The sequence below is a fragment of the Streptomyces sp. XH2 genome, from assembly GCF_049725035.1.
In the GTDB taxonomy this organism is placed as follows: domain Bacteria; phylum Actinomycetota; class Actinomycetes; order Streptomycetales; family Streptomycetaceae; genus Streptomyces; species Streptomyces roseoverticillatus.
Genome location: NZ_JBMMMZ010000016.1, coordinates 39,100 through 62,705, shown reverse-complemented (window position 1 = coordinate 62,705; position 23,606 = coordinate 39,100). Strand labels below are relative to the sequence as shown.

Below are 23,606 nucleotides of genomic sequence, written 5' to 3'. Positions count from 1 at the left end.
CACCCAGGCCCGAGCCCCACCGGAGCCCACACCCGTGACCACGCCCCTCGCACCCCCGGCAACCGCACACCTCACCCGCATCAAAATCGACCCCTGGTCCCGCGACGCCGGGACCGACCTCAAGGACGCCCAGGCCCTCCACCGCCGCGTCCTCAGCCTCGTCCCCGACCAGCTCGGAGCAGCAACCCGCCAGGCCGCCGGCGTCCTCTACCGCCTCGAACGCACCCCCCACGCCCACACCCTCCTCATCCAGTCCACCGCCCCCCTCCACCTCGAAGCCCTCCCCGTCGGCTACGCCGCCGCCACCGATGAACGCGACATCACCCCCCTGCTCACCTGGTGCCAGCCCGGCAAAGCCATCCGCTACCGCATCGACGCCGTCGCCACCGCGTCCATCAGCACCGATGAACGCGACAGCAAAGGCCGCCGCAAGCGCGGCCGCCGCATACCCCTCCACGGCCCCGCCGCTATTAACTGGTGGCACTACCACGCCAACCGCGCCGGCCTCAGCCCCGACCCAGCCACCACCCACGCTTCCCCCCAGCCCGACCTCGTCGGCTGGAAGGACAACGGACGTATCGGAGAACGCCTCACCCGCTTCGAGGGGACCGCCCACATCACCGACCGTGACGCCCTCCGCACCGCCATCACCACCGGCCTCGGCCGAGCCCGCGCTTACGGAGCAGGCCTCCTGTCTATCGCCCCACTCACCAACCCCTGACCCCTATCCGCTCCAGCCCAGCACAAGTAGCTTGATAAAAGAACAGCAAAGCCCACGAAACGCAGCAGGTTATGAAGCCTCCGACTCGCACGTACGGGTGTCCGACGAGGTCGTTCACGCCCCGGACGGTCCGGCCACCCTCCGACCCGCACGTACGGGTGTCCGACACGAGGAATGCCGCTCCGGGTACGCGGCTTGATCTCCGACCCGCACGTACGGGTGTCCGGCGCAGGTGCTTTACGGCGAGGTCGGTCTCGACGGCTTTGGCCCGCACGTACGCGTGTCCGACGTCCGGCATGCACCGCGTCCAGTGGCGCCTAAGCTCTGACCCGCAGGCACGGGTGTCCGGCGGGCGACCGCCCGACCGCCGTCCGGTACCTCGACTCTGACCCGCACGTTCGGCGTCCGGCGAGGAGTGACTTGCCGTGGCCATCGCCGTTGACCTCCGACCCGGACGTACGGGTGCCCTACGGTGCTCGTGCAGGGAACGCTGTCGACGTACTCCTCCAGCCTGCGCACCTACAGGTGTCTGACAAGGATGCGAACAGCTACCGCGTCATCGGCTTCGACCCGCATGCACGGGTGTCTGACGGCGTTGCCTCACTCCCGCATCACGAACGTCGTCTTTGACCCGCAGGTACGGGCGTCTGACGTTCGTCTGCGGCAACCTCCGGGAGATCAGCCGCTCCGACCCGCACGCACGGGTGTCCGACCGATCATCCTCAGCATGAGGACATCTGCGGCGACCTCCGACCCGCAAGCACGGGTGTCTGACGGGTACCAATGCTCGCCCTCTCCGCCGAGAGCGCTCTGACCCGCACGCACGGGTGTCGGACAGGCGGAGACGTGCTGTACATGATCAAGATCGGCTCTCACCCGCACGTACGGGTGTCCGACGATCGAGAACGCGTCGTAGGTTCTGCTGCAGCACATCGACCCGCACGCACGGGTGTCTTGCGAAGATCGGACCGCTGGACGCTATGGTCGTCTGGTCCGACCCGCACGCACGGGTGTCTGGCGGCGCCAATGCCGAAGAGCAGGATGCTGCGCCCCTCCGACCTGCACGCACGGGTGTCTGGCGTCGGCGACTTCTCTGTCGCAAGCGGTGAGGTGCCCTGACCCGCACGTACGGGTGTATGACGATGGGCGAGGCTTTGAACCGGCCGATGCGCGCTTTCAACCTGCGTGCAACCGGTGTCTGCCAGCGCGAGGTAGTCGTCGCGGACCACCCACGCTCCGACCTGCACGCACGGGTTTCTGACGCTCGACCTGGTCGTCATCGACTACCTTCACCTCTCCGACCCGCACGCACGGGTGTCCGACGCTCACCTGGGACGACGTGCCCGAGGAGCTGTCCTCCGACCCGCACGCACGGGTGTCCGACGCAGACGGGCAAACAGCACTGGACGCTCGATGACTCCGACCCGCACGTACGGGTGTCTGACGGCGTTGCCTCACTCCCGCATCATGAACCTCGCCTTTGACCCGCACGTACGGGTGTCTGGCGTTCTTCAGTTCCAGGCGGGCGGCCTCTTCGATCTCCGACCCGCACGCACGGGTGTCTGGTGATCGGCAAAATGGCCTCGGCCACGGCGCGGTTTCCAACCCGCAAGCACGGGTGTCTGACGGAATGGGGCGCGCTGATTACCCACACCGTGGGCTACGACCCGCACGTACGGGTGTCGTACGGTCGACTTCACAAACTCGGGCTTCTTCAAGTCGCCAACCCGCACGCACGGGTGTCTGACGATCAGGCCCTTCAGCTCGGTGCCGAGCCCGGATCTGACCCGCACGCACGGGTGTCCGACGGAACCCCGCCCGCCGTAGGGAAGAGGCAGGCCCGCCGTCCGCCGACCCGCACGTACGGGTGTCCGACAGGTACCAACGCTCGTCCCCTCCGCCGAGAGCGTTCCGACCCGCACGTACGGGTGTCCGACGCGGCGTGACCACGCGGAGATGGCCCGGGAGATCTCCGACTCGCCTGCCCGGGTGTCAAACGGAAGGGGCCACCGGCACTGTGCTGCGCGCCCACTCCGACCCGCACGCACGGGTGGGCACGTTCCGTTGTGGCTGGTGCTGTTGCTGTTCGAGGGTCTGTTTTATGGAGGGAGAGGAAAAGATCTATATGTCTCGTCGTGTTTGTTCTGATGTGTGGGGGAAGTGGGATGAGCTTCCGTTTCCGTATCCGCTGGCCTGTCACCTTCTGGATACGGCGGCGCTGGCGCTGGCGTTGTGGGATGGGTACCTGACGGCTGAGCAGCGGCGTCAGGTAGCCGAGGGTTTCGGAGTGGATGTTGTTGCTGCACGCGGGATGGTGGCGTTCTGGGCTGGGCTGCACGATCTGGGCAAGTGCTGTCCGTCGTTCCAGGGGCAGGCATCGGGTCCGCGCCCTGGGTTCTTGAGGGAAGCGGGGTTTGCCGCTGCGCCGGGGTGGATGCATGAGGGGCCGGTGCGGCATGAGCGGGTAACGCACCTGGTCACTCCTTCTCTCCTCGCCAGGTACGGGTATGACGTGTCGGTACGGCCCGGGAGGTCGGTCGGGCAGCAGGTGGCGCAGATTCTCGGCGGGCATCACGGGGTGTACGGGCCGGTGCTCGACCGGGTGACGATGGCGGACCCGGGCCGGGCTGAGCCGCGGATCGGCGTCGCGGCTGGCTGGATGGAGCAGCGGGCCGCGTTGGTGGATTTGCTGCATGAGGCGTGCGGGCGGCCGGTGGCTCCTGTGAAGACCGCGCCTGGCGGTGTGGCGGTGATGGTGACGGGGCTGGTGGTGCTCGCTGACTGGCTGGCGTCGTCCGTGCGCTGGGTGACGGTTCGGCAGGAGGAGTGGCGGGCTGCCGGTGAGACCGGGTACTTCGCGCACTTCGACCGCGCGGTGAAGGCCGCTCCCGAGGCGGTGGCGAGAGCGCAGGTCGCGCCGCCGGCATGGCGGAAGGCGGACTCCTTCGCCGAGGCGTTCCCCAAGATCACCCGGCCTCATCCGCTGCAGGCCGATCTCGGGCACCAGCTGCCCGGGGTGGTGGACGGGGCGGGCCTGCTGGTGGTCACCGCGCCGACGGGCGATGGGAAGACCGAGGCCGGTCTGTACGGTGCCCGGGTCCTGGGAGCCGCGTCCGGCGGGTCGGGGCTCGCGGTGCTGCTGCCCACCACGGCCACCACGGAGGCCATGTGGCGCCGGGTCCGCGCCTACGTGGCCAGCAGCACCAGCTGCGATACGCCGGTGACCCTGCTCCACGGCCTGGCCTGGCTCAACACCGAATACGCCAACCCCGATGACGAGGCGGTCATCGAGGACGGCTGCACGTCGACCACGGCGGGGGAGTTCCTGCGCCGCCGGCACCTGGGCCTGCTGTCGGGCGTCGCCGTGGGCACGTGGGACCAGGCCGCCATGGCCGCACTGCCCGTACGGTTTAACGTCCTGCGCTGGTTGGGCCTGTCCGGCAAGACCTTGATCATCGACGAGGCCCACGCCTACGACGCGTACGGGCATGCCCTAACGATCCGGCTGCTGGAATGGTGCGGACACCTCGGCGTCCCCGTCGTCCTGCTCTCCGCCACCCTCTCTGGAGCCATCGCCCAGCGCCTGGTGGACGCCTACCTCACCGGCGCCGGCCACGCCCCTGCCAGCAGCGTCACCCCCGCCTACCCGGGCTGGCTCTTCGCCAACGCCCGCACAGGCGAGATCACCGCCTCACCCGTCATCCCCAGCAGCCGCGCCCGCACACTCGCCATCGACCTGCACGACATCCGCCACACCCACGACCCCAAGGACCCCACCGGCCGCGCCCATCACCTGGCCCATACCCTCGCCCCCCTCTACGACGCCGCGCAGGATCCCGGCTCCGTCCTGGTGGTGTGCAACACCGTCCCCGACGCCCAGAAAACCTTCCAGGCCCTGACCCGCCGCCACGGCACCCGCCGCCCCCGCGTGATCCTCATCCACGCCCGCATGCCCGTCTGGCAGCGCGAAGACCTCACCCACACCCTCCTCGAGCTCGTAGGACCCAACGCCACCCGCTCCCCACAGCCGCTGATCGCGGTCACCACCCAGGTCGCCGAACAGTCCCTCGACGTCGACTTCGACCTCGTCATCAGCGACCTCGCCCCCCTCGCCCAGCTCCTCCAACGCGCCGGACGCGGCCACCGTCACACCCTCGGCACCCGCGGCACCCGCCCCACCTGGGCCACCGAACCCCGCCTCACCGTCCTCGCCCCCACCGGCCAACTCCCCCCACGCGCCTGGGGAGAGGTCTACGACGCAGCCCTGCTGCGCCGCACCCACGAACTGCTCGCCGGCCTTAAGGGCGCGCCCGTCGATGTCCCGGGTGATGTTGCCGGGGTGATCGAGACGGTCTATGCCGAGCTCAACGACCTCGCCGAGACCGTGCTGGCCGATGACCGGGACCGGGCCACCGCCGAGACCGCCATGGCCGCGGCAGCCGATGCCGCCGCCATACCCAGCCCGCACCGCCTCACCGACCTGTACCAGATCACCGACCGCGACATCGACCCGTCCCTGGTCACCACACGCCTGGGCGCGGACTCCGAACGCTTCCTGCCCGTCTACATCGACACGGACGGCACCCCGTGGCTCGATGCCGCTTGCACCCAGCCCCTGCCTCTGCCTGCCCCGGGCCGCAAGCGACTCGACCGTGAGACGGTCGCCGCCCTGATCCGCCTGAGCGTCCAGGCCCCCGCCGACTACCTTCCCCCCAGCACTCCCGGCACCGACGCCCCTGTGCAGTGGCAAACGACCCCTGCCGCGCGAGACCTCCGGCTTCTGCCTCACCCCCTCACCTCCCAGGGCTCCGTCCAGCCCTGTACCGCGGGGCGTCATACCCTGCGACTCGACCCCCTGCTCGGGCTGGTCCGTGAACGCGCCGCCGGGAGCACCCCAGGGGAGAGACCACAGCCTTGACCTACCTGGTGGAGCGCCGACGGCCACGTGGTCACCGCATTGCGCTGTGATCCACAAGCAGTCCGCACAGGCAACCAGGAGGACGCCGCGGTACGGAAGCACCCGGAGGTGATCAGGCGGCGAGCTGGTGGGCGAGGGCCTCGCCGGGTCGGGCCGGCCGCGGGACGACCAGCCGGAGGGCGGGCCAGCATGAACGGCGGGATAAACACCTCCCACGAGCACAAAGGGGAGGGCGGGCGTCAACGCCTGGGCTACTTAGGAATCCCCAGCTCACGGCCTATGTGCCAGGTGCGACAAAAGGGGCAGCGGTAGGCGACTTTGGGGTGAGCCCATGGCTGGTAGCGCATGTACTCGCTCGCGGCTCGATCAGCTGCTCCATGGCTGGAAAATCGCTTCTTGCCCCGGCAGGCACGGCCGGCATGAAGACGACGGCGCTTCGCTCGTTCACCCATTCGCGCAATCTAGCCAGCCGTCCTGCAGCGCGTCGCCGAGTTGGCAAAACGCAAGCCAGCTGTCGAGAGCGCCAGCCGCTTCGTGTCCTCGGCGGTGACTGGGCGCAGGTGGAGACGGTCGGTGCGCAGCTCGGCCAGCCAGACCCGTTCCAGGGCGACGTCAACGGAGACCGAAGCCAGCCTGCCAGGCGGCGGCACCCGCCGCGGCGGCACCGCACAACACCGAGTCGCGGGACACCTCCGGGAACGCTTGGAGGGGCGATCGGGTCACGCAGTGCGGTGGTAGCCCTGTATCGTCGTGCGCGCGTGCTTCGCTGGTGCGTGCCGCGGCCGGACCCACCTCCGGCCGAGGGTGAATCGAGCTGCCGCTCGGACGCGAAGGTGACTGGTCGTACCGGTGTGCCCTTGACGCCTCGTACGCTCCCTGGCGGCTGCTGTGGTGGGACGGCATCGCGCGGGGATGTGCAGGAGTTCGTCATGGCACAGCCGAAGAAAAAGCCCAACCCCAGCAACCAGCAGCGGATCGCCCGTGCGTTGAATCAGGCGTCCGGGTGCGGCTACCAGGAGGCATTGCGGCGAGTCGCCGAGGCCGCGCGCCAGGGCTTGCTCCCCGCGGTCTTGGACAAGACCGGCCGGGAACAGGCCGTTGAGATCCTGCTCGCGGCCGACCCCTCCCTTCTCGAAACGCCCGCCGCGCCCGTGCCGTTGTCGGAGCTCGCTCCGTGGGCCGAACGCGCCCGGGCGGTACTGGGCCAGTTCACGCCGCTGTTCGTCGCGGACCTGGTCGAAGAGGACGACGAGAGCGAGGCGCGCGCCGCGTTCGTGGAGTACTGCGAGAAGACAGGACACGACGACCTCGTGGCAGCCTGGCTCTACCTGGGGGCCGGATGCATCGCTGCGTACGACCAGGACCGGGGCCGCAGCGCCGAGGAGCGGCGGGTCTCGCTGGACCGGCTCGAGCAGCAGGTCTAGCAGCACTGGCGGGCCATGGTCGGCGCGGTCGACTTCGCCGACGGTTTCACCACCGCCGAGGAGGTCTTCCAGCGGGACGTGTGGGACTTGCCCACCATGGCGGTTCTGGCCGGGGTGCCGGAGGCGACGCTGCCCGCGACCCTGCGGACGTGGGCCAGGGCCTGCGGCAGCGTGGCGGCGGGGGACGCGGGGCGCGCGCTGACCGCCTTCAACCGGGCCCGTGAGCACCGGTTCGCATCCGACCTCGCACAGATCCTGGTGTCCACGATGCTGCGGGCGCTCAAGACGTCCTTCACCCTGCCCGAACTGGTCGACCACTCCCGCGAGGTCGCCGAAGCGCTGGCCGCCCACCACATCGCGGCCGCCGCCGGGGGCTGCGATCCTGACGCCCCGGCCGCGTCGCCCTCGGCGTCCGCTGCTGGACAGGAGGACTGAGCCATGGCCCAGCCCCTTCCGGCGATCTCCGTCCAGGGCCTTGCTGCTCTCGGCGTTCAGCTGCCCGCGCTCGCCGCGATCCGCATCGCGCTGACCGGCGGAGGCGGCGGGAAGTACCACGTCCCCCACCCCGATCTGCGCCGCTACTCCTACGGCGGCTGCCGCTACGCCCGGCCCGCGACGGACGCGGCCACCTACCCCCTGTTCGAGGTGTTCGACGAGATCTGCAAAAAGTGCTCTATCTCCCTGCCCGGCGCCCCGGACGCCTTGTGGCGGGCCGCCGCGTTCGCCAGCGGGCGGGCGATGGCCCTCCAGCGCGCCCGCGCGGACCGGGCGGTGCGCACCTGGCTCGGCTACGCCCGCTATGCGGCACAGGAGCAGCCGGGGGACGAGGAGCAGTTCACCGCCTGGCTCAAGCAGGCCCGCGCCGACCGCAAGCTCGCCAAGGACGCCCGGGCGCTGGCCGAGGCTCGCAAGGAACTGGCCGGCGACTTCGCCGAGTTCCTTGCCGGCTACGCCGCCGACTGCCCGGAGGTGGACGCCTACAACGGGGCCCGCGATGCGGTCCGCCGCACGGCCGGCAGCCCGGAGCGGCGCGTGCTGGACGAGGTGACGGCTGCGGTCGCGAGGAAGTCCGCCCGGCGCCCGCGGCGGTACGAGTCGCAGCCGCAGGTCGAGGTGTGGCAGCTGGTGTGCGGGGTATGGCTGGCGGCCCGCTCGCGCGGGCAGTCCGCCGACCGCACGGCCGAGCTGGTGCACGACGCCGTCTCCCAGGAGCTGGCCGGCGCGCGCGTCGTGGACGTCACCCGCCTCCCGGCACCGCAAACCCTGGGCGAGGAGCACGACAGCCCGTCCTCCTGGGCGGATGCGGAGCTGGCGCTGTGGTGGCCCCGCGCGGTCGCCGAGGCATGTGCGCGGATGGAGGCCGAGTTCGAAGCCGAGTCCGCGCAGGCGGCGCCGCGGTTGCTGCTCGTCCACGACTGGCCGCTCACCAACGGGCGGGATACGCCCATCGCCTACCTCGCCGCCTCCCCGGTGATCGGCCCGCTGGTCCCCTTCGGCTATCGCCGCCGCGACTACTTCAGCGAGCCCGGAGATGCCCCCGGACCCTCCTACTCGGCGGTCATTGCCGCGCCCGGGCACATCGTCGCCAAGCTGGAGAAGGAGCAGGCCGCCCAAGGCCGCCACAACCCGCCCCGGTTCGTGGCCGGCGGGCCCGTCACCGGCCGCCGCCGAACCGATCAGGCGGCAGCGCTCAAGCTGCTGCGCACCGCCTTCCCCGTGCTGCCCGCGGATGCCGACAGCGGCCCGGACACCGTACCGCCGGCCGTCGAGGAGCAGCGCTGCGCCCGCGCCGCGACGAGCTACCGGCTCGAGCACGGCGACGACGGCGAGCGGGCCTCGCGGATCGCGGCCTCGCTCCGCGACGGCTACGGCTGCTGGATCCCGGGCGCGAGCGAGCAGACCGACGTTCTCAAGGAGCTCGGACCCTGGCTGAGGTGGCACGTGCTGCGCCTGGACATGTGGTGCGGGCCCGAGGACGGTGAGGGTGGATGGGCGAGCCTGTACGGCACCCTCGACGAGGTCGGTGACGGGATGCTGGCGCTCAAACCCGGCGGACTGCACCACCCGGTCCGGATCCCCCTCAGCCGGGTGGTCGCGCTGGCCGGCGCACCCCGCTGGGACCAGGACCGCCCCTACCAGCCGGCCCCGCTGTGGGAACCATACGAGCCCGTACCTGTGGTCGAGGCGCCGGCCAGCGCTGCTCCGCAGCGCCACATGCGCGTCCTGCCCTGCCCCATGCCCGAGGGGGGACGGTGACAGCATCGGGTTCGGCCTGCTGACGCAGTTGAGCGACCTCTCCCGGCGCGTGCCGCGGGAGGCCGCTCAGCGGGGCACGGTGAAGGGCTGGGTCGGGAAGAGAGGGCGCTGGTAGGCGGCGGGGAGGGCAGTGGCCGTCTCGGCGAGATCCTGGCGGCTGAAGCTGCGCTCGCCGTGCCCGAACGGGGAAGGATCCACGTCGACGACGAGCTGGTCGCCCTCGCGGCGCACGACCGTGCCGCGGTCGTACCCGAGGATCAGGCGCGTCCCGACATCCCACTGGCCTGGAGCGGGCCGGCGGGCCGCCGCGTCGGTACGAACGCGGGTGCCGGTGGTGATCGGGCGGCACAGGTCGGTTGTCAGGTCGCCCCACCACAGCAGGTGCTGGATCACCGCCCGCACCATGGGCTTGGGCATCCGCTCGCCCGCGAGGATCTCCTCCACCGCGGCGATGGGCCGTTCGGTGTCGGCACACAAGGCGAGGATGGGTTCGATCAGTGCCTGCTGGACCTGGTGCATAGGCCGGCAAAAGCCACTCAGGGCCTTGACGTTGGTGTAGTGCTGCGCGTCGTTGGCGCCTTCCCACCATTCGTAGGTCCAGCCTCGGGCCCGGATGACTTTTTCGGCCCAGTCCAGGACCCGCTCCGAGGGGCACAGCTCGCCGGCCGTCGGGGAGCTGTCGACGATGGTGACGTTGCCGTCGTCGCCGATCAGCATCAGGTCGGGGACGTAGCCGGCTTTCCCAGGGCCGTCTTCGGCGCGGAGCTTGAACGGCTGGCCGATCATGGACCGCACCGTGGGGTCGAAGTCCGCCAGCTCCATGCGTTCCCAGATGCCGTCCGTGGCCACCGGCCCCTGCCCGGTGCTGATCGCGGCGTACTGTCCGAGGTGGAGCTGCTCGCCACGGTGGGTGAGGTGGCGTCGCCACGGCTGGGCGCGGGCCAGCTCGCGGACGTCGATGTCTGTCACGGGCATCCACTGCGCCGCTCGCCCTTCCTCGAACCGCAGTCCGAGCTGTACGCCCTCGAGCGGACGGTGGGGCCTCAGTCGTGTCACTGCTTCATGCTGGCAGAGCCGGCTTCCCCCTGCGCTGTGCTTGGCCGAACCCACCGTGCAAGGATCTGCCCATCCGTGGCGTACGTCACAAAGGGCCCCTCCACGGGCCCTAGACTCCGGGCATGACCGCCGAGACCGCCCGCGTCATCACACCGTCGGCCGAGGAGGCGTGGCGCCTGGTCGGCCACTACCTCCACCATCTGTCGCACGAGCTCCCCGAACAGTGGCGGCTTCGCGATCACCAGGCGTCGCAGTGCCGCCAGCAGCTGTGGTCACTCCCCACCGAGAACGGCCAGGACGTGACGGTGGCCCTGTGGCTGAGGCTGTCCAACACCGAGCTGTCCTGTGACGATCCCCGGTGCGAGGCGCGCGAGATGTACCTCACGAGCGACGGCAGCGGCCGTCTGCCGGCATCCGGCCCGCTGCCCGCGTTCGCCCGGTGCGACGGCTTCGGCTACTTCGAGTACCGGACCCATCCGCACTGCGGCGGATGGGCCGCCGACGTCGACCCGCGGGCGGTGGAGTGGCTGTCGACGGCACTGGCCCTGTACGGCGGGTACATGCGCATCAACTGGTTCGACATGGGGGGTGCGAACACCATGGGAGCGGGCTATTCGCTGTGGGAGGTCTCCTCGCACCAGGCCCGCGAGGTCAGCCGCTGGTCGATCGTCACCGGACCTGACGGCGTTCAGGAGGAGGGGCCCACCCACCCGTCCGCCGTGCCGGTTCTCCCGCTTCCGCCCGAGGTCGAGGCCAAGCGCAAGGCAGCTGCACAGGCTCGCCACTGACGGGCGGCCTCCACAGCCGGCTCACCCGTCGAGGCGGTCAACCTTGCGCCGATGGACTGGTTCACCCCTTTCGGGGCGGCCCGGCCCATGACCCCGGCCGCGGATTCCGCATCCCCTGACCGAGCAGAGCCGTCAGCTGACCACCGGCCGATCCCTCCGTTCCCGCTCCGGCGTGGCGCGCGCTGCTCCAGGATGAGAAGAAGGGGCACACCACACGGATCGGAGGCGCTGTGTCTGAGTTCCAGTTCTACCAATTCGTCGCCCTCGACGAGCCGTTGGACCGGGAGCAGCTCGCCGAGATCCGGCAGCTGACCACCCGCGCCTGCCTCACCCCGACCTCCTTCGTCAACACCTACCAGTGGGGGGATTTCAAGGGCAGCCCCGAGGACCTGGTGGCCGACTACTACGACGGGCACCTGTACTTCGCGAACTGGGGCACCCGGCGCGTGATCCTGCGCTGGCCCGCCGATCAGCTCCCCCTCGACGTTGCCGAGCTCTACTGCGCCGGCGACTCGGCCACCGTGCACCGCCGCGGTGACCATGTGCTGCTCACCCTATTCTCCGACGACGAGACCGGGGAGCTGAACGACTTCAACGACCTGTTCGACTGCGGTGACGTCGACAATGACCGCGAGGAGCAGTGGCTGCCCTCCATCGCCCGGGCCCGCCCGGACGTCGCCGCCGGCGACCTCCGCCTCCTCTACCTCGCTTGGCTGCTGTGCCTGCAAGCCGGCGAGGTGGACGACGACACCACCGAACCGCCCCTGCCGGCCGGCCTTGCAGACCTGCCCGACAGCCTCAGCGACCTGACCGTCTTCCTGCGCATCAACCCCGACCTGATCAACGCCGCAGCCCAGCCCCTCCCCGACCCGGCGCCCGCACCCACGCGCACCGACTACGAGACGTGGATCCGCCGGCTGGACACCGCCCAGAAGGACACCACGCTGACGCGCCTGCTCCACGACAACGACCCGCATGCCCTGACCGAGCTGCGCCGCCGCTTCCACCACGACCACCCCCGCCCCGCACCCGCCCGCCCCGGCCGTACCGCCGCCGAGCTCCGCGCCGCAGTCCCCGCCCAGGCCGCCCAGCGCATCGCACGCGAGGAACGGGAAGCCGAAGCCCGCCGCGAGAAGACCCAGGCAGCGGCCCGGGCCGCCCAGCTCCGCCGCCTCGCCCACCTCGCCAAGGACCCGGAAGGCGGTTGGAAGCGCCTGGATGAGCTGATTGCGAACCGGACCGGCGCCCACTACCCCGACGCCGTTCAGCTCCTGGGCGACCTCGCCGCCCTGGCCGACCGCAACCACACCCGCGACGCCTTCGACCAGCGATACCAGCGCTTCCGCCTCACGCACTCGCGAAAGAAGGCCCTGCTCCGCCAACTCGACGCGGCCGGACTCTGACCCCACCCCCACCCGAATACCAACCCCCGGATACCGCCGCATGCGCCACGCCACCGCCGTCCGCCGCCTGAGGAACATCGCCGACTCCTGCGCCCGCGCCCTGACCTCGTCCGGCGACATCCCGCTCGCCGCTGCCTACGCCTTCGGCCCAGTGCTCGACGCTCCAGGCGACGAGGTGGAGATCCTCGACGTCGCCTTCGCTCTCACCATGCCCCCGTCCGAGCTGCCCTGGGGCATCGAGCCGCCCCTCTGCCACGCCCTTGCTGAATTGCTCAGCCTGGGCAAAGCCCCCGTCCGTCGCGTCTGGAGACCCGCCAGCCGACCCGTGGCCAACCACCTGATCCACCGGCCGCTGCGCATCTGGACCACCGCCGGGTCGGACGAAACCGCGTTGAACGCCCTGGCCCAACGGCAGGCCGAACACCTACGCCTCGACGACCCCCCTCCCCACGAAGCCCGCGCACAACGGGAGACCGAGCGCGCAGTAGCCCTGGCCCACCTCCGCCACATCCGTGACCACTACCACGACCCGCTCTGGCGCCGCCCCCTCCGCCACTGCGGCCAGCGGCCCGACGACTACCTGTGGCACGCCCTCGACGGGTTCCTCGAACTACACGACGCCCCGGTGACCTGACGCCCCGCCGAGCTGAACGAGCTGGCCGACGATCGCGGACCAGGCCACCCGGGAGGTCGCCATGGCCGCTGCGGCCGATGCCGCCGCCACGCCACCGGCCGGGCTCCAGCCCGCTGGCGCCTCTCACGGGCCCGTCAACGCGGCGCCGATGGGCAATGGCCGATTCCTGATGACCCCATTTCCCTTGCCGTCACCAGCCGATACCCTGGGCATCTCCGCTGAATCCAGCCCGCACAGGCGACGATCGGTCCGTAGACCAGCGGCTTCTTCCCCGCGGCGCGGGGTTCCACGACCGTGTCTTCGTCACGGCGCTCCCTACCGGTGTAGGGACAGCACCCGGGCCTCGGGCCCAGGGCGCACACGTCCCATGTCCTGACGCGCCGAAAGGGCCCATCTGCCGTGACCGATCCTGTCACTGACCTTGCCGAGCAGGCTGCTGCCGCACTGGCCGCCGATTTCCCCGGGCTGCGTCAGTCCCACCCGCGCGTCATCGGGGCGCCCCTTGCTGATGTCCAGCTGGAACCCGGAGCCGATGGTCTGACCGCGCGATACACCTGGGAGCTCTACACGGTGTTCGTCCACGTCAGCCACGAGGACCACCTCAACCGCGACGACCCGGAAGACAGGTCACTGCACAGGGAAGTCCGCGCGCACGCCGCTCTCCTCGCCGCGAGCGTCACCGCTGCCGAGGACACCAAAGTGCGCGGTCACGTTGAGTGGCCCATGCTCAACCAACGCCCGGAAATGATCTTCCCGGCCGCGCACACCGTGGCTACCGCGGACCGGAGCGACCCCCGCTTCGCCAGCGCCGTCCTGGTGACGGTGGGGATGGCGCTGGACCACGCCACTATTGCGACGCAGCACGCCGCACAGCATGCTGCGGATGCCGCCGAGGTCGTGCAGTGGGGACGCGAGTGCCCGCAGGGAGTGCGCCTGTCGAAGTGGCTGCGGCAGAAGAAGACCGAACGCGCCGCCGCGCGTCAAGACAGCACGACCGACGGGCAGCCAGAGCTGGCGGAGTAGACCAAGGGGAGGGCGCCGACGGGCGGCACCTTGGCCGGGGGCTGACCCGTGATGGGGAGCGAGCTCCGGCGGCGATTCAGGGGCATCGGGGCCCGCCGCAGCTGTGCGTTGCCCGGGCAGGCCCGTCCTGGCCTCACCGATCGGTCATCGAGGAGCACCGCGGCTAGGGTTCTGGGCCGTGATCAAGTTCAGTGCAGCATTTCTGTACGAGACCGAAGCCCACGCGGCCTGGGGCGCCGCGCAGCTCCAGGCCCTCAGCGACTTCCTCCCCCAGGCCTCATGGAGCGCGGACCTTCCCGCATGCCTCTACCGGCAAGGAGCCGTGGAGATGCGCATCGCCGTGCTCGGCACCTACGACGCGGAAGACCAGACGTGGATGTGGGGATGGGCCAACCCGGGGCTGGGCGGCACCCCGGTCGTGGCGCTCACCGAGACGATCGAGCGGTTCGGGCGGTCGGGGCACATAGCCGAGTTCACCGCGGGGACTCTCGATCTGTCCGGCTTCGCCGATCCGCGGCACGCGGCCGAGACGCTGGCCTTCGCCGGGATGGGCGTCGTCGGCGCTCCCGGATACATCGGCATGCCCGCCGGCCCCACCACCCAGGTGTACTTCCTGCCCGATGACCCGCAGGTCCCCCGCGCCGGCCTGGACCCTGTCACGTTGCCGAGGACGCTGATGACGGGCGCCTCGCTCATCGGGCACTCGCCCCGGCGGGTGGTGACCGGCTACTTCGAGCACCACCGCGTGCCATGGCGGGAGGACGACCACCAGGTCCTCGCCGAGCTCCCCGGCAACACCACGGCGGAGGTCGACTTCGACACCGCCGGCCGCATCACCGCCATCCGCCTCCCTACCCTCCGCTGAAGCCGCCCGCACCCGGCCACCGTCCGCCGCGACGGCAAGCGCCCCCCCCGCGGGGCCCGGCTGCCGTCGAGCGCCGGACGGCACCGCGTTCTCGAACCGCCACAGCAGGACCGGCTGTTGCGCTACGGTGAACGCTGGCAGGAAGCGCACGCCGACCGCCGTAGCCGTCCGCCCGCGCCGGACGCCTCCGCCGGCCAAGGTCCCCCTCCGGGCCCGCCCCCTTCACCCTGTACGCCTTCTTCAGCGGACAGGCGCGGGCCGTCCGGAGGAAGAGTGCAGCATGCCCAGGAAGCAGCCCCGACCGGCCCAGCGAGCGCGGGCCATCCAGCGCCAGGCCGGCGGGAAATACACCGCCCTCCTGCGCCACACCACCGCCGCCATGACCGCGGCCACGCCGCCGGTCGCCGGCGACGGAACGGTGGCGAAGAGCCCGGCCCACGATCTGGCCCGGGCCCTGCATGCCGCCGGCGCCGTCGACGCAGCCGCCGAGCTCGAAGCGGCGCTCGCGTGGGGAGCCGAATGCGATCGCCTCGACCAAACCTTCGAGGCCGCCGAACAGCAGCGGTACGCGGCCTACGACAACGGGCTCGCCCGAACCCACTGTGCACGTGTGGAAGCCGCGGCGAGGGAAGCCGGTGATGCGCTGATGGACTTCGTGGACGGGGACTACCACCGCCACAGCCGCACCGAACTCCACGCGGCCGCTCAGGCCATGGCCCTGGTCGCGGGCGGCCGAGCCGCCCCAGCCCTTGCCCGCCAGGCAGCCCGTGTCATCGCCCAGTTCGAGGACGACGCCGAATCCGCCGCGGACGCCATCCGCGGTGACCACGCCGTTCTCCTTCCGCCGCTCGATGGCCCCGACACAATGCCGGCCACTGCCGCGCGCGCCGTGGCCGTCGCCCTCCAGGAAGCCGCTGCGATCCCCTGGCGCGGCGATGAGGAATGGACCGCGTGCGCCGAGCTGCTCGCCAAGACATTCCGCCTCATCCGGTCCTCGGCCGTCCTCTGGGGGGCGGGCGCGGCATCCCTGCTGCAGATCCGTCTCGGACGGAAGCGGCCGGCGCCCACAGGCGACCTGCTCGGCCGGACCGTGATCGGCTGGCACCCCGGGATGACCGAGACAGAAGCCTGGGAGGCAGGCCGCGGAATCTGGAGGCTGAATGCGGCGCGCGCCCTGGCCCGCGACGAAGTCCAGATCATCGCTCCCGACCAGACGGTGCTCGCCGTCGCCCGGATCACCGGCATCACCCGCCACGGGGACCGCCACGCCCTCCAAGGCCGGCTGCTGAGCGGCGACGCCCGGGTCAGTAAGCCCACCCCGACCCCGCACCCGTCGCGTAACCCCATCGCCTACCGCTGATTCCACCGGGGGCCGCCGCGCACACCACCAGCACTGCACGCGCGGCGGCCCCGTGCCGGTCACGGGTACCACAGCACACACGGAGGCGCGGCGTGCCCCGTCGGCGGCCTTCGGCGTGCACATGGCGCGTGCCGCCCAGATGCTGGAGGCCATGGCTGTTCACTCGTCTTCACCGGCCACGGCCGGCGCCGCGCTGGGCGCCCGGCCGCGCAGACGCCCGTGAGCGGGGGCACGGCATGAAGTCGGTGTGGAGCGGGACGATCAGCGTGGGCCTGATCGCTTTGCCCGTCCAGCTGTATCCCGCGACGCGTACCGAGCACCCGGGCCGGACGCACGAAATCCATGCGGTGGACGGCGGACGGATCAGACACCGCCGCGTGTGCGACACCGACGGGCACGAGGTTTCCTACGAAGAGGTCGCGCACGGGGTCGAGACACCCAGGGGGACCGTGGTCCTGCGCGACGAGGACCTGGCCCGCCTCCCGCTGCCCGCCCGCAAAGTCCTGGACCTGGCCGGCTTCGTCCCCGCAGGCAGCGTCGACCCGGCCCTCTTCCACCGCTCCTACTACGTCGAGCCGCTCGGGCCCGGGGCCGACAGACCGTACACCCTCCTTGCCGCAGCCCTGACACGCTTGGACCGTGTCGGTGTCGGCAAGATCGCGATCCGCCTGCGCGAGCGCCCGGCGATCCTGCGGACCTATGCCGGCTCCCGGCTGCTGGTCCACACCCTGTACTGGCCTCACGAACGTAACGAGCCGCCCGAAGACCGCGTGACCACGGCGGCGCCAACAGATCGCGAGCTGACGATGGCCGAGGTACTCGTCGAGGCCATGGCCCAGGACGCCCCACCCGAGCAGCACGACGAATACGTCGCCGCCCTGGAGCGCCTGGCCGAGGCGAAGGCGGCCAGCGGGCAGCTCGAGCCACCCCCCGAACCCGTCCCGCCGGTCGATCTGATGGCCGCGCTGGAGGCCTCGATCCGTGCGGCGCGCGGCGATCAGCATCCCTGATGCCGCGCGGCGTAGCCGGGATACGGTGCGCGCTCCCGGCTGCCCCGTCGGCCTTCCCGGGGACATCCGGCTCGCCGCTCGGGCGCAGCCGCACAAGCGCCTGCCCGGCTGCCGTTCTACGAGGTTGCCTCCGCCGGCACAGTTGTCGAGACCACGAGCCCCTTCCCGTCGTAGATTGCTTCCAGGTGAGCCCTGGCCAGCTCATCGCCCGTCGCCCTGGGCACAGGGCCGGGCAGGAAGACCACGCCGACGACACCGCTCTGGCGCATCACGAAGCCCCAACGGGGATCCGGCAGGCGGGGCCCGGTGGTGAACATCGGTGTCGCCGCGTCGATCCCGAGGTCTTCGTGCTGCCTGGTGTAGAAGACGTCCACGGACCGGTTGCCTCGCCAGGAGCTGCGCCATCGCGGTGACGTCTGGGCGAGGACCTGATGGCGGAGCTCTTCGGGCCCGCCCGTCGGCAGGGCACCAAAGCCCAGGGCCGTCAGCAGCTTCACAGCGTACGAGGAGTGCTGATCGATGCCCGGCGGCAGCTGGGCGACGATCAGCGCGACCGCCGCATCCAGGCTCTTGCCGTACAACAGAGGCGCGTTGAGCCAGCCCGTGTTGTTGAGCGCGCCCATAGCCTCTTCGAGCTCCAGACGCTCAATGCCAGAGAGGTCTTCGCCGTGGCCATCGGGGGACAGGCTGCCGCCTCGGTAGTTCATCTCATCTCCATAGGGCTCGCGGGAACACCGCGCCGCATTGGCGCGGCAAAGCCAAGACCGGTGTCGAGCCGGCCCTGCGTCCCCGGCGAGCGCGGGGAAGAGGCAGCCGCACAAGGAGGCGTCCCTGGACGACCTGTGACCCCGCGAGGGCGGGGGAGAAGTGGCCCGTCCAGTATGGGCTACCGAGCCTCGACCAGGGCCATGCCCCTGGAAAACAGGGAAGGGCCAGCGGCCGGGCCCGGCTACCCTCGCCCTACCAGGACCAGACGTATGTGCGAGGACTGCCGATGGGTATGCAGCTGAAGACCACCGACGACCCGCTGCTCGTGGAGATCCACGACGACAGCGGCCGCGTCGGCAGCTTGTTCTACGTCAGCCGCGACGAGGACGACCCGGACGACACCGACGAGGGGTGGACCGCCGAGCTGCGCGGATTCGCGTACGGCGTCTCGCGCTCGACCGACTACTACCCCACCGCCACAGAGGCATTCGCCGCAGCCTGGCCCCTCTACGACGAGCTGCTGGAGGTGCGGCGGACCGCCGAGCGGTTCCACCGCAATCAGCCCGTGCGCACCATCAGCACCCCCATGGGTGGCCAGCCCCGCTGAACCAGCCCGGGCGGCAGGTGCCGAAGGGGTCGGGCGGCTACCGACTCAGACGGCGTGGATCCGGCGCAGATGCTCCAGACGCTTGTACAGCGCGGCCCATTCGTCGGTGGCAGGCGCCTGGAGGTGCTGGACCTGCTCGGCAGCCTGGCACAGGGCGCTCAGAGCCTGCAGCCCGCGGCCCTCGGCGGCGGCGGAGCGGGACTTCTCCAGCAGGTCGCCGGCTGAGGTGTCGGGGACGCGCCGCTGCACGGCGGTCAGCTCGGGGAGGAGCTCGTCGATCACGATCGGGGCGAGGAAGGCGTCCCAGCGGCGGGTGAAGCGAACGCGCCGCACCACGGGCACCATCAAGAGGACCCCGGTGATCCACAGCACGGCTTGGACCATCGTCACCCCGGCGGACGAAAAGGGGATCAGGTCGACGGCGAGACCGGCCTGGAAGGTGCCCATTGCCAGGGCAGTCCAGACCATCCACTGCAGCGGGCCGCGTGGCACCAGCGGTTGGCGGTAGGAGTCCACGTCCTGCGGCGGCAGGGCCTTGGCCACCGCGATGGCTGCGCAGGCGAGGGCCACCAGCCAGCCGAAGGTCACTCCGATCGCCATGACCGTATTCATCATCCCGCCCCTGTCTCGAACATCCGTGCCGACTCTAGGGGAGAGCACTGACAGCACAAGGAGACCGGGCACACCCGTGCTGCGGGCAGAGCCTCCCGGTCCGCGCTCTCATGGTGATGGGGCCTCGACTTCGAGCCACCGGTGCGGACGCGCTCCGCGGTACTCCAGTGGTTGCCAGCCGAACTCCTTCAGGGCCCGGACGCACTGCTGGAGCCTCTCGTGCGGGAAAAGTAGACGGCCTTGCTGCCGGGCGGGCCGAGCCATTCCACGCGGACGACTCCGTCGCAACAGCTCACGCGGTAGCCGGTCGCGGTGCGCCGACCGTCGGGACCGACGGCGGATGCGGGAATCCCGGCCGTCTCCAGGGCGAGAGCGATCGCCCGCAGGGGCTGAAGACGCTCCCACTGCGCAGGGACATCTACCGCGCGGCCCGCTGACGGGTTCGTGATCTCGCGGATCTGCCGAAGCCCCGCCACGGCCTGCCGCACGGCGGCCGCCCGGGCGTCGGGCCTGTGGCCGAGGTCGGAAGGGCATTCGTCGCCGACGAGCACAGGGAAGCCTGCCGGGGCGTCTACCACCTTGCCTCCCCTCTGTATCGCGCCGCAGCCACGCAGGGCTGTCCTGCGGCTCCGGTCCCCATGATGCCGTCAGGGACGGACACCACCGGTCGGCCCCGCCCGTCATGGATGGCCGTGGTGCGCCGCTCACCGGCGAGGGGAGTGGCGGTGACGGGAGTAGCGAGGCTGCTCCCAGGTCATCGTCTGGCCGGGGGCCGAGTGGACAAGGGCGCCGGGGCGCCGCGGCGGTTCAGCGTGCGCGAGCTCCGGCCTGGCCGCCGGTCAGGTGCCGGACGGTGTGGCGCCAGGCGTGCCAATCCGGGCGAGCGTGTGGTGGGAGCTGGCGGCTGGTCTCGGGCCGCCCCTGATAGGCCGGAACCGGCACTCCGTCCAGAGCATGCGAATGGAACTAATATTCGATATATGGACGGCATTCCCCGGGATCGGCTTCCCCGCGCGCTCGTCTGCCTCGCCGACGATCAGGTTCTGGAGGCGCGGGTCACCGGGCGCCGCTACTTCAGGGGCACGTGGTGGTACGAACTCGTGCTCACCCTCCCGAACCGGCGCGATACCCCGCGCGGCCCTGTCCGGGATGTCCTGGAGGTCCCCTTCTCCGCCCCCTACCCGGACGTCCAGCCGATTGCCGGCGAGGACTACACGGTCCTGGACCCGCCCCCGGTCGAAGAGCGCCGCCGCTGGCGCCTGTCCGAGGCTGCGCCGGGGAGCAGCCACGAGGTGGTCGTGCACCGACTCGACTGCGTCCAGGCAGGCATGTCCCAGCAGCTCGCCACGGACCGTGAGGCCCTGCGCATGCTGGCCGACCCGGAGGAGGCCGTCACCTGTGCGGTCTGCCGCCCCGACATCGTTCTCGGCCGTCTTTTTTGACCACCGTCGCCGAAACGGCATCCGCCCCCGTCACGTTTGAACTCGTCCCCGGCGGCGGTGTCACACCCGGTCGATAGCGTCGGCCCATGAGCAAGAAGATCGTCTACACGCACGGCGACGCCACCCGTCCACCCGAGCCGGGGTCCAAGATCATCGCCCACGTGGTGAACGACGCCGGCCGATGGGGCGCGGGCTTCGTGGCCGCCCTCTCCAGCCGGTGGCCGCAGCCGCAGGCGGCCTACCGCCAGTGGTACCGCGACCGCGCAACCAACGACTTCGGCTTGGGCGCCATCCAGCTCGTCGAGGTCGAAGACGACCTGTGGGTGGCCAACTTGGTGGGACAGCATGGCATCCGCAGCCGCACCACCACCGAGGCACCCGTGCGGTACGACGCCATCGACCAGGCTCTGGCCTCGCTGTCGGAGCAGGCACGGGCATTGTCGGCATCAGTGCATATGCCCCGGATCGGGTGCGGGCTCGCCGGCGGCCGATGGGAGAAGGTCGAACCGCTCATTGCCCACCGCCTGACCGAGCAGCGCGTCCCGGTCACCGTCTACGACCTCCAGTAGCCGCCGCCGACCGGGCACCCAGCCATGTCGGTTCACGGGCCCGTGCCGGGACGAGAAGCCCGTTCCGGACCGTAACGGACCTGGCCGCAGGGGAGCCCGGGATTTCACTCGCTCGTGGGCGACGTGTGTAGGACACCCCCGCAGCCTGGCTGAGAGGCACCGTCGAAGCCGTCGGCTGGTTCGGGCGGGCAAGGGACGGCGGGCCTCCGGTAATGCGGCCTCGTCGTGATGCACGGGCGAAGGACCGGACCCTCTTGACCTCTCACCTGGGCTTTTCATGAACATGTCGCGAAATGCGGTTCGTGGAGGCGGGTTTTAGCGTGAAGGTAAGAGGGCGTAGGTGGAGTGTCTCTTTTATGGTCAAGTAGCAGAAAGTTGGTGAAGTCCCGTGGCCCCGAACTCCGATGATGTTCGAGGAAGTGGAAGGAAGTTGTCATCCGAAGTTTGGGATCCGAATCACGAAGCGCTCATGGCTCCCGTAGTTGAAAATTTTTCGGCAGAGCTTCATGACGTAATGAAGAGGCTCGATGAGATCGAATCAGGGATTTCAGCTGGGAGTCTTGTGAAATCCGGATTTGAGCGGGCAGTTCCTGATGGTTGGATAGAGACTCGGGGAAGCCCCGCCTTCTACGTAAGGGCTGCAATGGGCTATCTGAGGATGGCCGCAGAAGGCGGGATGTGTTATAGGGAGGTCCCTGAATCCCCCTATCAGAGAATGCCTGACGAGTTGACGTGGTGCTGCGGTCACAAGCAACCTCACTGCTATCGCCGCTGAGGAGTTCTCGTGGTCTCCAAGAGGAGCTGCCAAGCGAGGGACTGGGGGCTGAGGCTGCTAGGGGTGGCGGTAGCAGGGTTCCTGCAGGCTGGCTACGGGACGGTCGCATTGGCAGTGGGTGCCTCATTTATGTTCGTGGCGCTGATAGCCTATCTGGTTGAGGAGGCGACGTGCGTTTCGCACCCGGTGGTAGCTCTCCGCGCACTGGAACTTAAGGTGATCACGTTCTGGTCAACGGCTATCGTCTTGATTTATGCCGGAATCCTCCTAGTCGTGTTCGAGCTTCTTCGAAACGCGGTCGATCCAGTCAAATACTGGGCCGCCTCGGGAACTGGTCTGCTCATTCTTGCGGCGCCAGCTGTGGTAACCCCTCCAGGGGAATTTGATAACTGGATTGGAGTGCATGCGAAGAATCGCTTCCTTGGGTTCTACAAGCCGTACTTCCAGCGCGAAGACCCGGCAACTGGAGAGCTTGTCGGTGGCGCCCACGTGAGGCTGTATCCCGGCGGGCAAGAGGCTCAAGCCCTGCGGTTCGATTTCTATTACGACTCAATAGCGCGGGAAACCGTGACAGGGTGGAAACACAAGGCAAGGCTCGCGCGGGCCAGAACCTTGGATGCGGGTTTGCATGGGCGGTGACGGCGTTCGGCAGGGCTACGGAGAGGCCCTCTCCGCGGACGGGCCATTGGCCGCGGACCTGGCGTCTTGTCGGCGCATCCTGTCGTGTGCCTTGGCCCAGAGCCGCACGCACGGTTGCGAGTCAGCCTCCAGTACAGCGGCCTCTGCCGAGCCTGGTCTCTCTGGCGGAGGGGCACCGCCACTGGCTCGGACGTTCGCGGTGCGGGCATCTGTCCCCACCGATCCGCAACGCGGGCTCGTGCGTCGCGACGGGCGAAATGCGGGCCCCGTGCTTGCTTCCCCGGCCGCGTAAACGTGGTTGTGTCCGGCGACGACCGAGGCGAGCGGGCCGGCCGCACGCGACAGAGCTCCGCCATTTCTGCCCGGCGGGCTGGACCCTCCTGTTTGGCGCTGGAAACAGCGCATCCCTGCCCTGCGCTCGTCAGCGCGGGCAGGGCTGTGACGGGTGTTCGGGGGAAGGTCAGTTCAGGGTGACTTGCCGCAGATCCGGATACGGGCCTCGGGGCCACTGGCCGGAAGGGTGCCCTGACTGGTGGTCCAGGCGAGTTCGACGATGTCCAGCGTGTGCGGGAGCAGCTGCGTCATCGCGGTACCGGCCCGCTCGGCAGCCACGCTGCCGCAGTCCTCGGGCGGCAGGAGGTAGACCGTGCGGCCGAGGTGTTCGTGCGGGCTGAACCCGGCCGACGTCAGGATGCGGTGGCCGCCGGGAACGGGCCGGTTGAGGAAGACGAAGGGGTGGGTGTCGTCGGTCGAGCCGATGAAGACGTTGTTGTGATCGGTGAAAGGCGTGGGGATA

At 70.2% G+C, this 23,606-nt stretch carries 20 protein-coding genes; 16 read left to right on the top strand and 4 right to left on the bottom strand.

What is annotated here, in order from left to right:
- The first annotated feature begins 34 nt into the window (after positions 1-34).
- The 5 genes from cas6e (at position 35) to ACOTKD_RS30465 (ending at position 9,319) form a co-directional block, all read left to right on the top strand.
- Positions 35-721, top strand: a complete 687-nt coding sequence (cas6e, locus tag ACOTKD_RS30485) for a type I-E CRISPR-associated protein Cas6/Cse3/CasE (RefSeq protein ID WP_424892224.1) — start codon at positions 35-37, stop codon at positions 719-721.
- A gap of 2,101 nt (positions 722-2,822) precedes the next feature.
- A complete protein-coding gene (gene cas3 / locus ACOTKD_RS30480) occupies positions 2,823-5,639 on the top strand; it encodes a CRISPR-associated helicase Cas3' (protein ID WP_424892223.1) in 2,817 nt (938 codons plus the stop codon).
- Between the two features lie 929 nt (positions 5,640-6,568).
- Positions 6,569-7,063 carry a hypothetical protein gene (locus ACOTKD_RS30475; protein ID WP_424892222.1) on the top strand — a complete coding sequence of 165 codons (495 nt, stop codon included), beginning with the start codon at positions 6,569-6,571 and terminating at the stop codon, positions 7,061-7,063.
- A gap of 15 nt (positions 7,064-7,078) precedes the next feature.
- On the top strand, positions 7,079-7,498 hold the full coding sequence (locus tag ACOTKD_RS30470) for a hypothetical protein (RefSeq protein WP_424892221.1): 420 nt from the start codon (positions 7,079-7,081) through the stop codon (positions 7,496-7,498).
- A gap of 3 nt (positions 7,499-7,501) precedes the next feature.
- Positions 7,502-9,319, top strand: a complete 1,818-nt coding sequence (locus tag ACOTKD_RS30465; RefSeq protein WP_424892220.1) for a hypothetical protein — start codon at positions 7,502-7,504, stop codon at positions 9,317-9,319.
- 66 nt (positions 9,320-9,385) lie between these two features.
- Here the strand turns inward: ACOTKD_RS30465 and ACOTKD_RS30460 are convergent, their stop codons facing one another.
- The gene (locus ACOTKD_RS30460; RefSeq protein ID WP_424892406.1) at positions 9,386-10,294 is read right to left on the bottom strand and encodes a TnsA-like heteromeric transposase endonuclease subunit; all 909 of its coding nucleotides are present in this window, start codon (positions 10,292-10,294) and stop codon (positions 9,386-9,388) included.
- Between the two features lie 203 nt (positions 10,295-10,497).
- Between ACOTKD_RS30460 and ACOTKD_RS30455 the strand changes: the two genes are divergently transcribed.
- From ACOTKD_RS30455 to ACOTKD_RS30425, 7 genes are all read left to right on the top strand, one after another.
- Positions 10,498-11,163, top strand: a complete 666-nt coding sequence (locus ACOTKD_RS30455; protein ID WP_424892219.1) for a hypothetical protein — start codon at positions 10,498-10,500, stop codon at positions 11,161-11,163.
- Positions 11,164-11,393: 230 nt separating this feature from the next.
- The gene (locus ACOTKD_RS30450) at positions 11,394-12,566 is read left to right on the top strand and encodes a hypothetical protein (protein ID WP_424892218.1); all 1,173 of its coding nucleotides are present in this window, start codon (positions 11,394-11,396) and stop codon (positions 12,564-12,566) included.
- Between the two features lie 40 nt (positions 12,567-12,606).
- The gene (locus ACOTKD_RS30445; protein ID WP_424892217.1) at positions 12,607-13,200 is read left to right on the top strand and encodes a DUF7711 family protein; all 594 of its coding nucleotides are present in this window, start codon (positions 12,607-12,609) and stop codon (positions 13,198-13,200) included.
- Positions 13,201-13,599: 399 nt separating this feature from the next.
- A complete protein-coding gene (locus ACOTKD_RS30440; RefSeq protein WP_424892216.1) occupies positions 13,600-14,223 on the top strand; it encodes a hypothetical protein in 624 nt (207 codons plus the stop codon).
- Between the two features lie 178 nt (positions 14,224-14,401).
- The gene (locus ACOTKD_RS30435) at positions 14,402-15,088 is read left to right on the top strand and encodes a DUF6882 domain-containing protein (protein WP_424892215.1); all 687 of its coding nucleotides are present in this window, start codon (positions 14,402-14,404) and stop codon (positions 15,086-15,088) included.
- Between the two features lie 280 nt (positions 15,089-15,368).
- A complete protein-coding gene (locus ACOTKD_RS30430) occupies positions 15,369-16,448 on the top strand; it encodes a hypothetical protein (RefSeq protein ID WP_424892214.1) in 1,080 nt (359 codons plus the stop codon).
- Between the two features lie 236 nt (positions 16,449-16,684).
- Entirely contained in the window at positions 16,685-17,458 is a 774-nt protein-coding gene (locus ACOTKD_RS30425) for a Ku protein (protein ID WP_424892213.1), read from the top strand.
- A 116-nt stretch (positions 17,459-17,574) separates the two neighbouring features.
- Here ACOTKD_RS30425 and ACOTKD_RS30420 read toward each other — a convergent pair whose 3' ends face one another.
- Positions 17,575-18,165, bottom strand: coding sequence for a hypothetical protein (locus tag ACOTKD_RS30420; protein ID WP_424892212.1), 591 nt, complete (start codon positions 18,163-18,165; stop codon positions 17,575-17,577).
- A gap of 287 nt (positions 18,166-18,452) precedes the next feature.
- Between ACOTKD_RS30420 and ACOTKD_RS30415 the strand changes: the two genes are divergently transcribed.
- The gene (locus ACOTKD_RS30415) at positions 18,453-18,773 is read left to right on the top strand and encodes a hypothetical protein (RefSeq protein WP_424892211.1); all 321 of its coding nucleotides are present in this window, start codon (positions 18,453-18,455) and stop codon (positions 18,771-18,773) included.
- 45 nt (positions 18,774-18,818) lie between these two features.
- On the opposite strand, the gene ACOTKD_RS30410 is transcribed toward ACOTKD_RS30415, so the two are convergent.
- Positions 18,819-19,373 (bottom strand): hypothetical protein, encoded by a 555-nt coding sequence (locus ACOTKD_RS30410; RefSeq protein ID WP_424892210.1) that lies wholly within the window; start codon positions 19,371-19,373, stop codon positions 18,819-18,821.
- 992 nt (positions 19,374-20,365) lie between these two features.
- Between ACOTKD_RS30410 and ACOTKD_RS30405 the strand changes: the two genes are divergently transcribed.
- From ACOTKD_RS30405 to ACOTKD_RS30395, 3 genes are all read left to right on the top strand, one after another.
- Entirely contained in the window at positions 20,366-20,827 is a 462-nt protein-coding gene (locus ACOTKD_RS30405; protein ID WP_424892209.1) for a DUF6233 domain-containing protein, read from the top strand.
- 86 nt (positions 20,828-20,913) lie between these two features.
- Positions 20,914-21,396 (top strand): macro domain-containing protein, encoded by a 483-nt coding sequence (locus tag ACOTKD_RS30400; protein ID WP_424892208.1) that lies wholly within the window; start codon positions 20,914-20,916, stop codon positions 21,394-21,396.
- A gap of 784 nt (positions 21,397-22,180) precedes the next feature.
- Positions 22,181-22,810: a hypothetical protein gene (locus ACOTKD_RS30395; RefSeq protein WP_424892207.1), complete on the top strand. Its 630-nt coding sequence runs from the start codon at positions 22,181-22,183 to the stop codon at positions 22,808-22,810.
- A 465-nt stretch (positions 22,811-23,275) separates the two neighbouring features.
- Here the strand turns inward: ACOTKD_RS30395 and ACOTKD_RS30390 are convergent, their stop codons facing one another.
- Positions 23,276-23,422 (bottom strand): hypothetical protein, encoded by a 147-nt coding sequence (locus ACOTKD_RS30390; protein ID WP_424892206.1) that lies wholly within the window; start codon positions 23,420-23,422, stop codon positions 23,276-23,278.
- Positions 23,423-23,606: the final 184 nt, after the last annotated feature.

Bases quoted from the DNA above. Each gene is read 5' to 3' on its own strand.
- cas3 (WP_424892223.1), top strand. From the start codon at position 2,823: ATGGAGGGAGAGGAAAAGATCTATATGTCTCGTCGTGTTTGTTCTGAT.
- ACOTKD_RS30475 (WP_424892222.1), top strand. From the start codon at position 6,569: ATGGCACAGCCGAAGAAAAAGCCCAACCCCAGCAACCAGCAGCGGATC.
- ACOTKD_RS30470 (WP_424892221.1), top strand. From the start codon at position 7,079: ATGGTCGGCGCGGTCGACTTCGCCGACGGTTTCACCACCGCCGAGGAG.
- ACOTKD_RS30465 (WP_424892220.1), top strand. From the start codon at position 7,502: ATGGCCCAGCCCCTTCCGGCGATCTCCGTCCAGGGCCTTGCTGCTCTC.
- ACOTKD_RS30460 (WP_424892406.1), bottom strand. From the start codon at position 10,294: ATGCCCGTGACAGACATCGACGTCCGCGAGCTGGCCCGCGCCCAGCCG.
- ACOTKD_RS30455 (WP_424892219.1), top strand. From the start codon at position 10,498: ATGACCGCCGAGACCGCCCGCGTCATCACACCGTCGGCCGAGGAGGCG.
- ACOTKD_RS30445 (WP_424892217.1), top strand. From the start codon at position 12,607: ATGCGCCACGCCACCGCCGTCCGCCGCCTGAGGAACATCGCCGACTCC.
- ACOTKD_RS30430 (WP_424892214.1), top strand. From the start codon at position 15,369: ATGCCCAGGAAGCAGCCCCGACCGGCCCAGCGAGCGCGGGCCATCCAG.
- ACOTKD_RS30425 (WP_424892213.1), top strand. From the start codon at position 16,685: ATGAAGTCGGTGTGGAGCGGGACGATCAGCGTGGGCCTGATCGCTTTG.
- ACOTKD_RS30420 (WP_424892212.1), bottom strand. From the start codon at position 18,165: ATGAACTACCGAGGCGGCAGCCTGTCCCCCGATGGCCACGGCGAAGAC.
- ACOTKD_RS30415 (WP_424892211.1), top strand. From the start codon at position 18,453: ATGGGTATGCAGCTGAAGACCACCGACGACCCGCTGCTCGTGGAGATC.
- ACOTKD_RS30410 (WP_424892210.1), bottom strand. From the start codon at position 19,373: ATGGCGATCGGAGTGACCTTCGGCTGGCTGGTGGCCCTCGCCTGCGCA.
- ACOTKD_RS30405 (WP_424892209.1), top strand. From the start codon at position 20,366: ATGGACGGCATTCCCCGGGATCGGCTTCCCCGCGCGCTCGTCTGCCTC.
- ACOTKD_RS30400 (WP_424892208.1), top strand. From the start codon at position 20,914: ATGAGCAAGAAGATCGTCTACACGCACGGCGACGCCACCCGTCCACCC.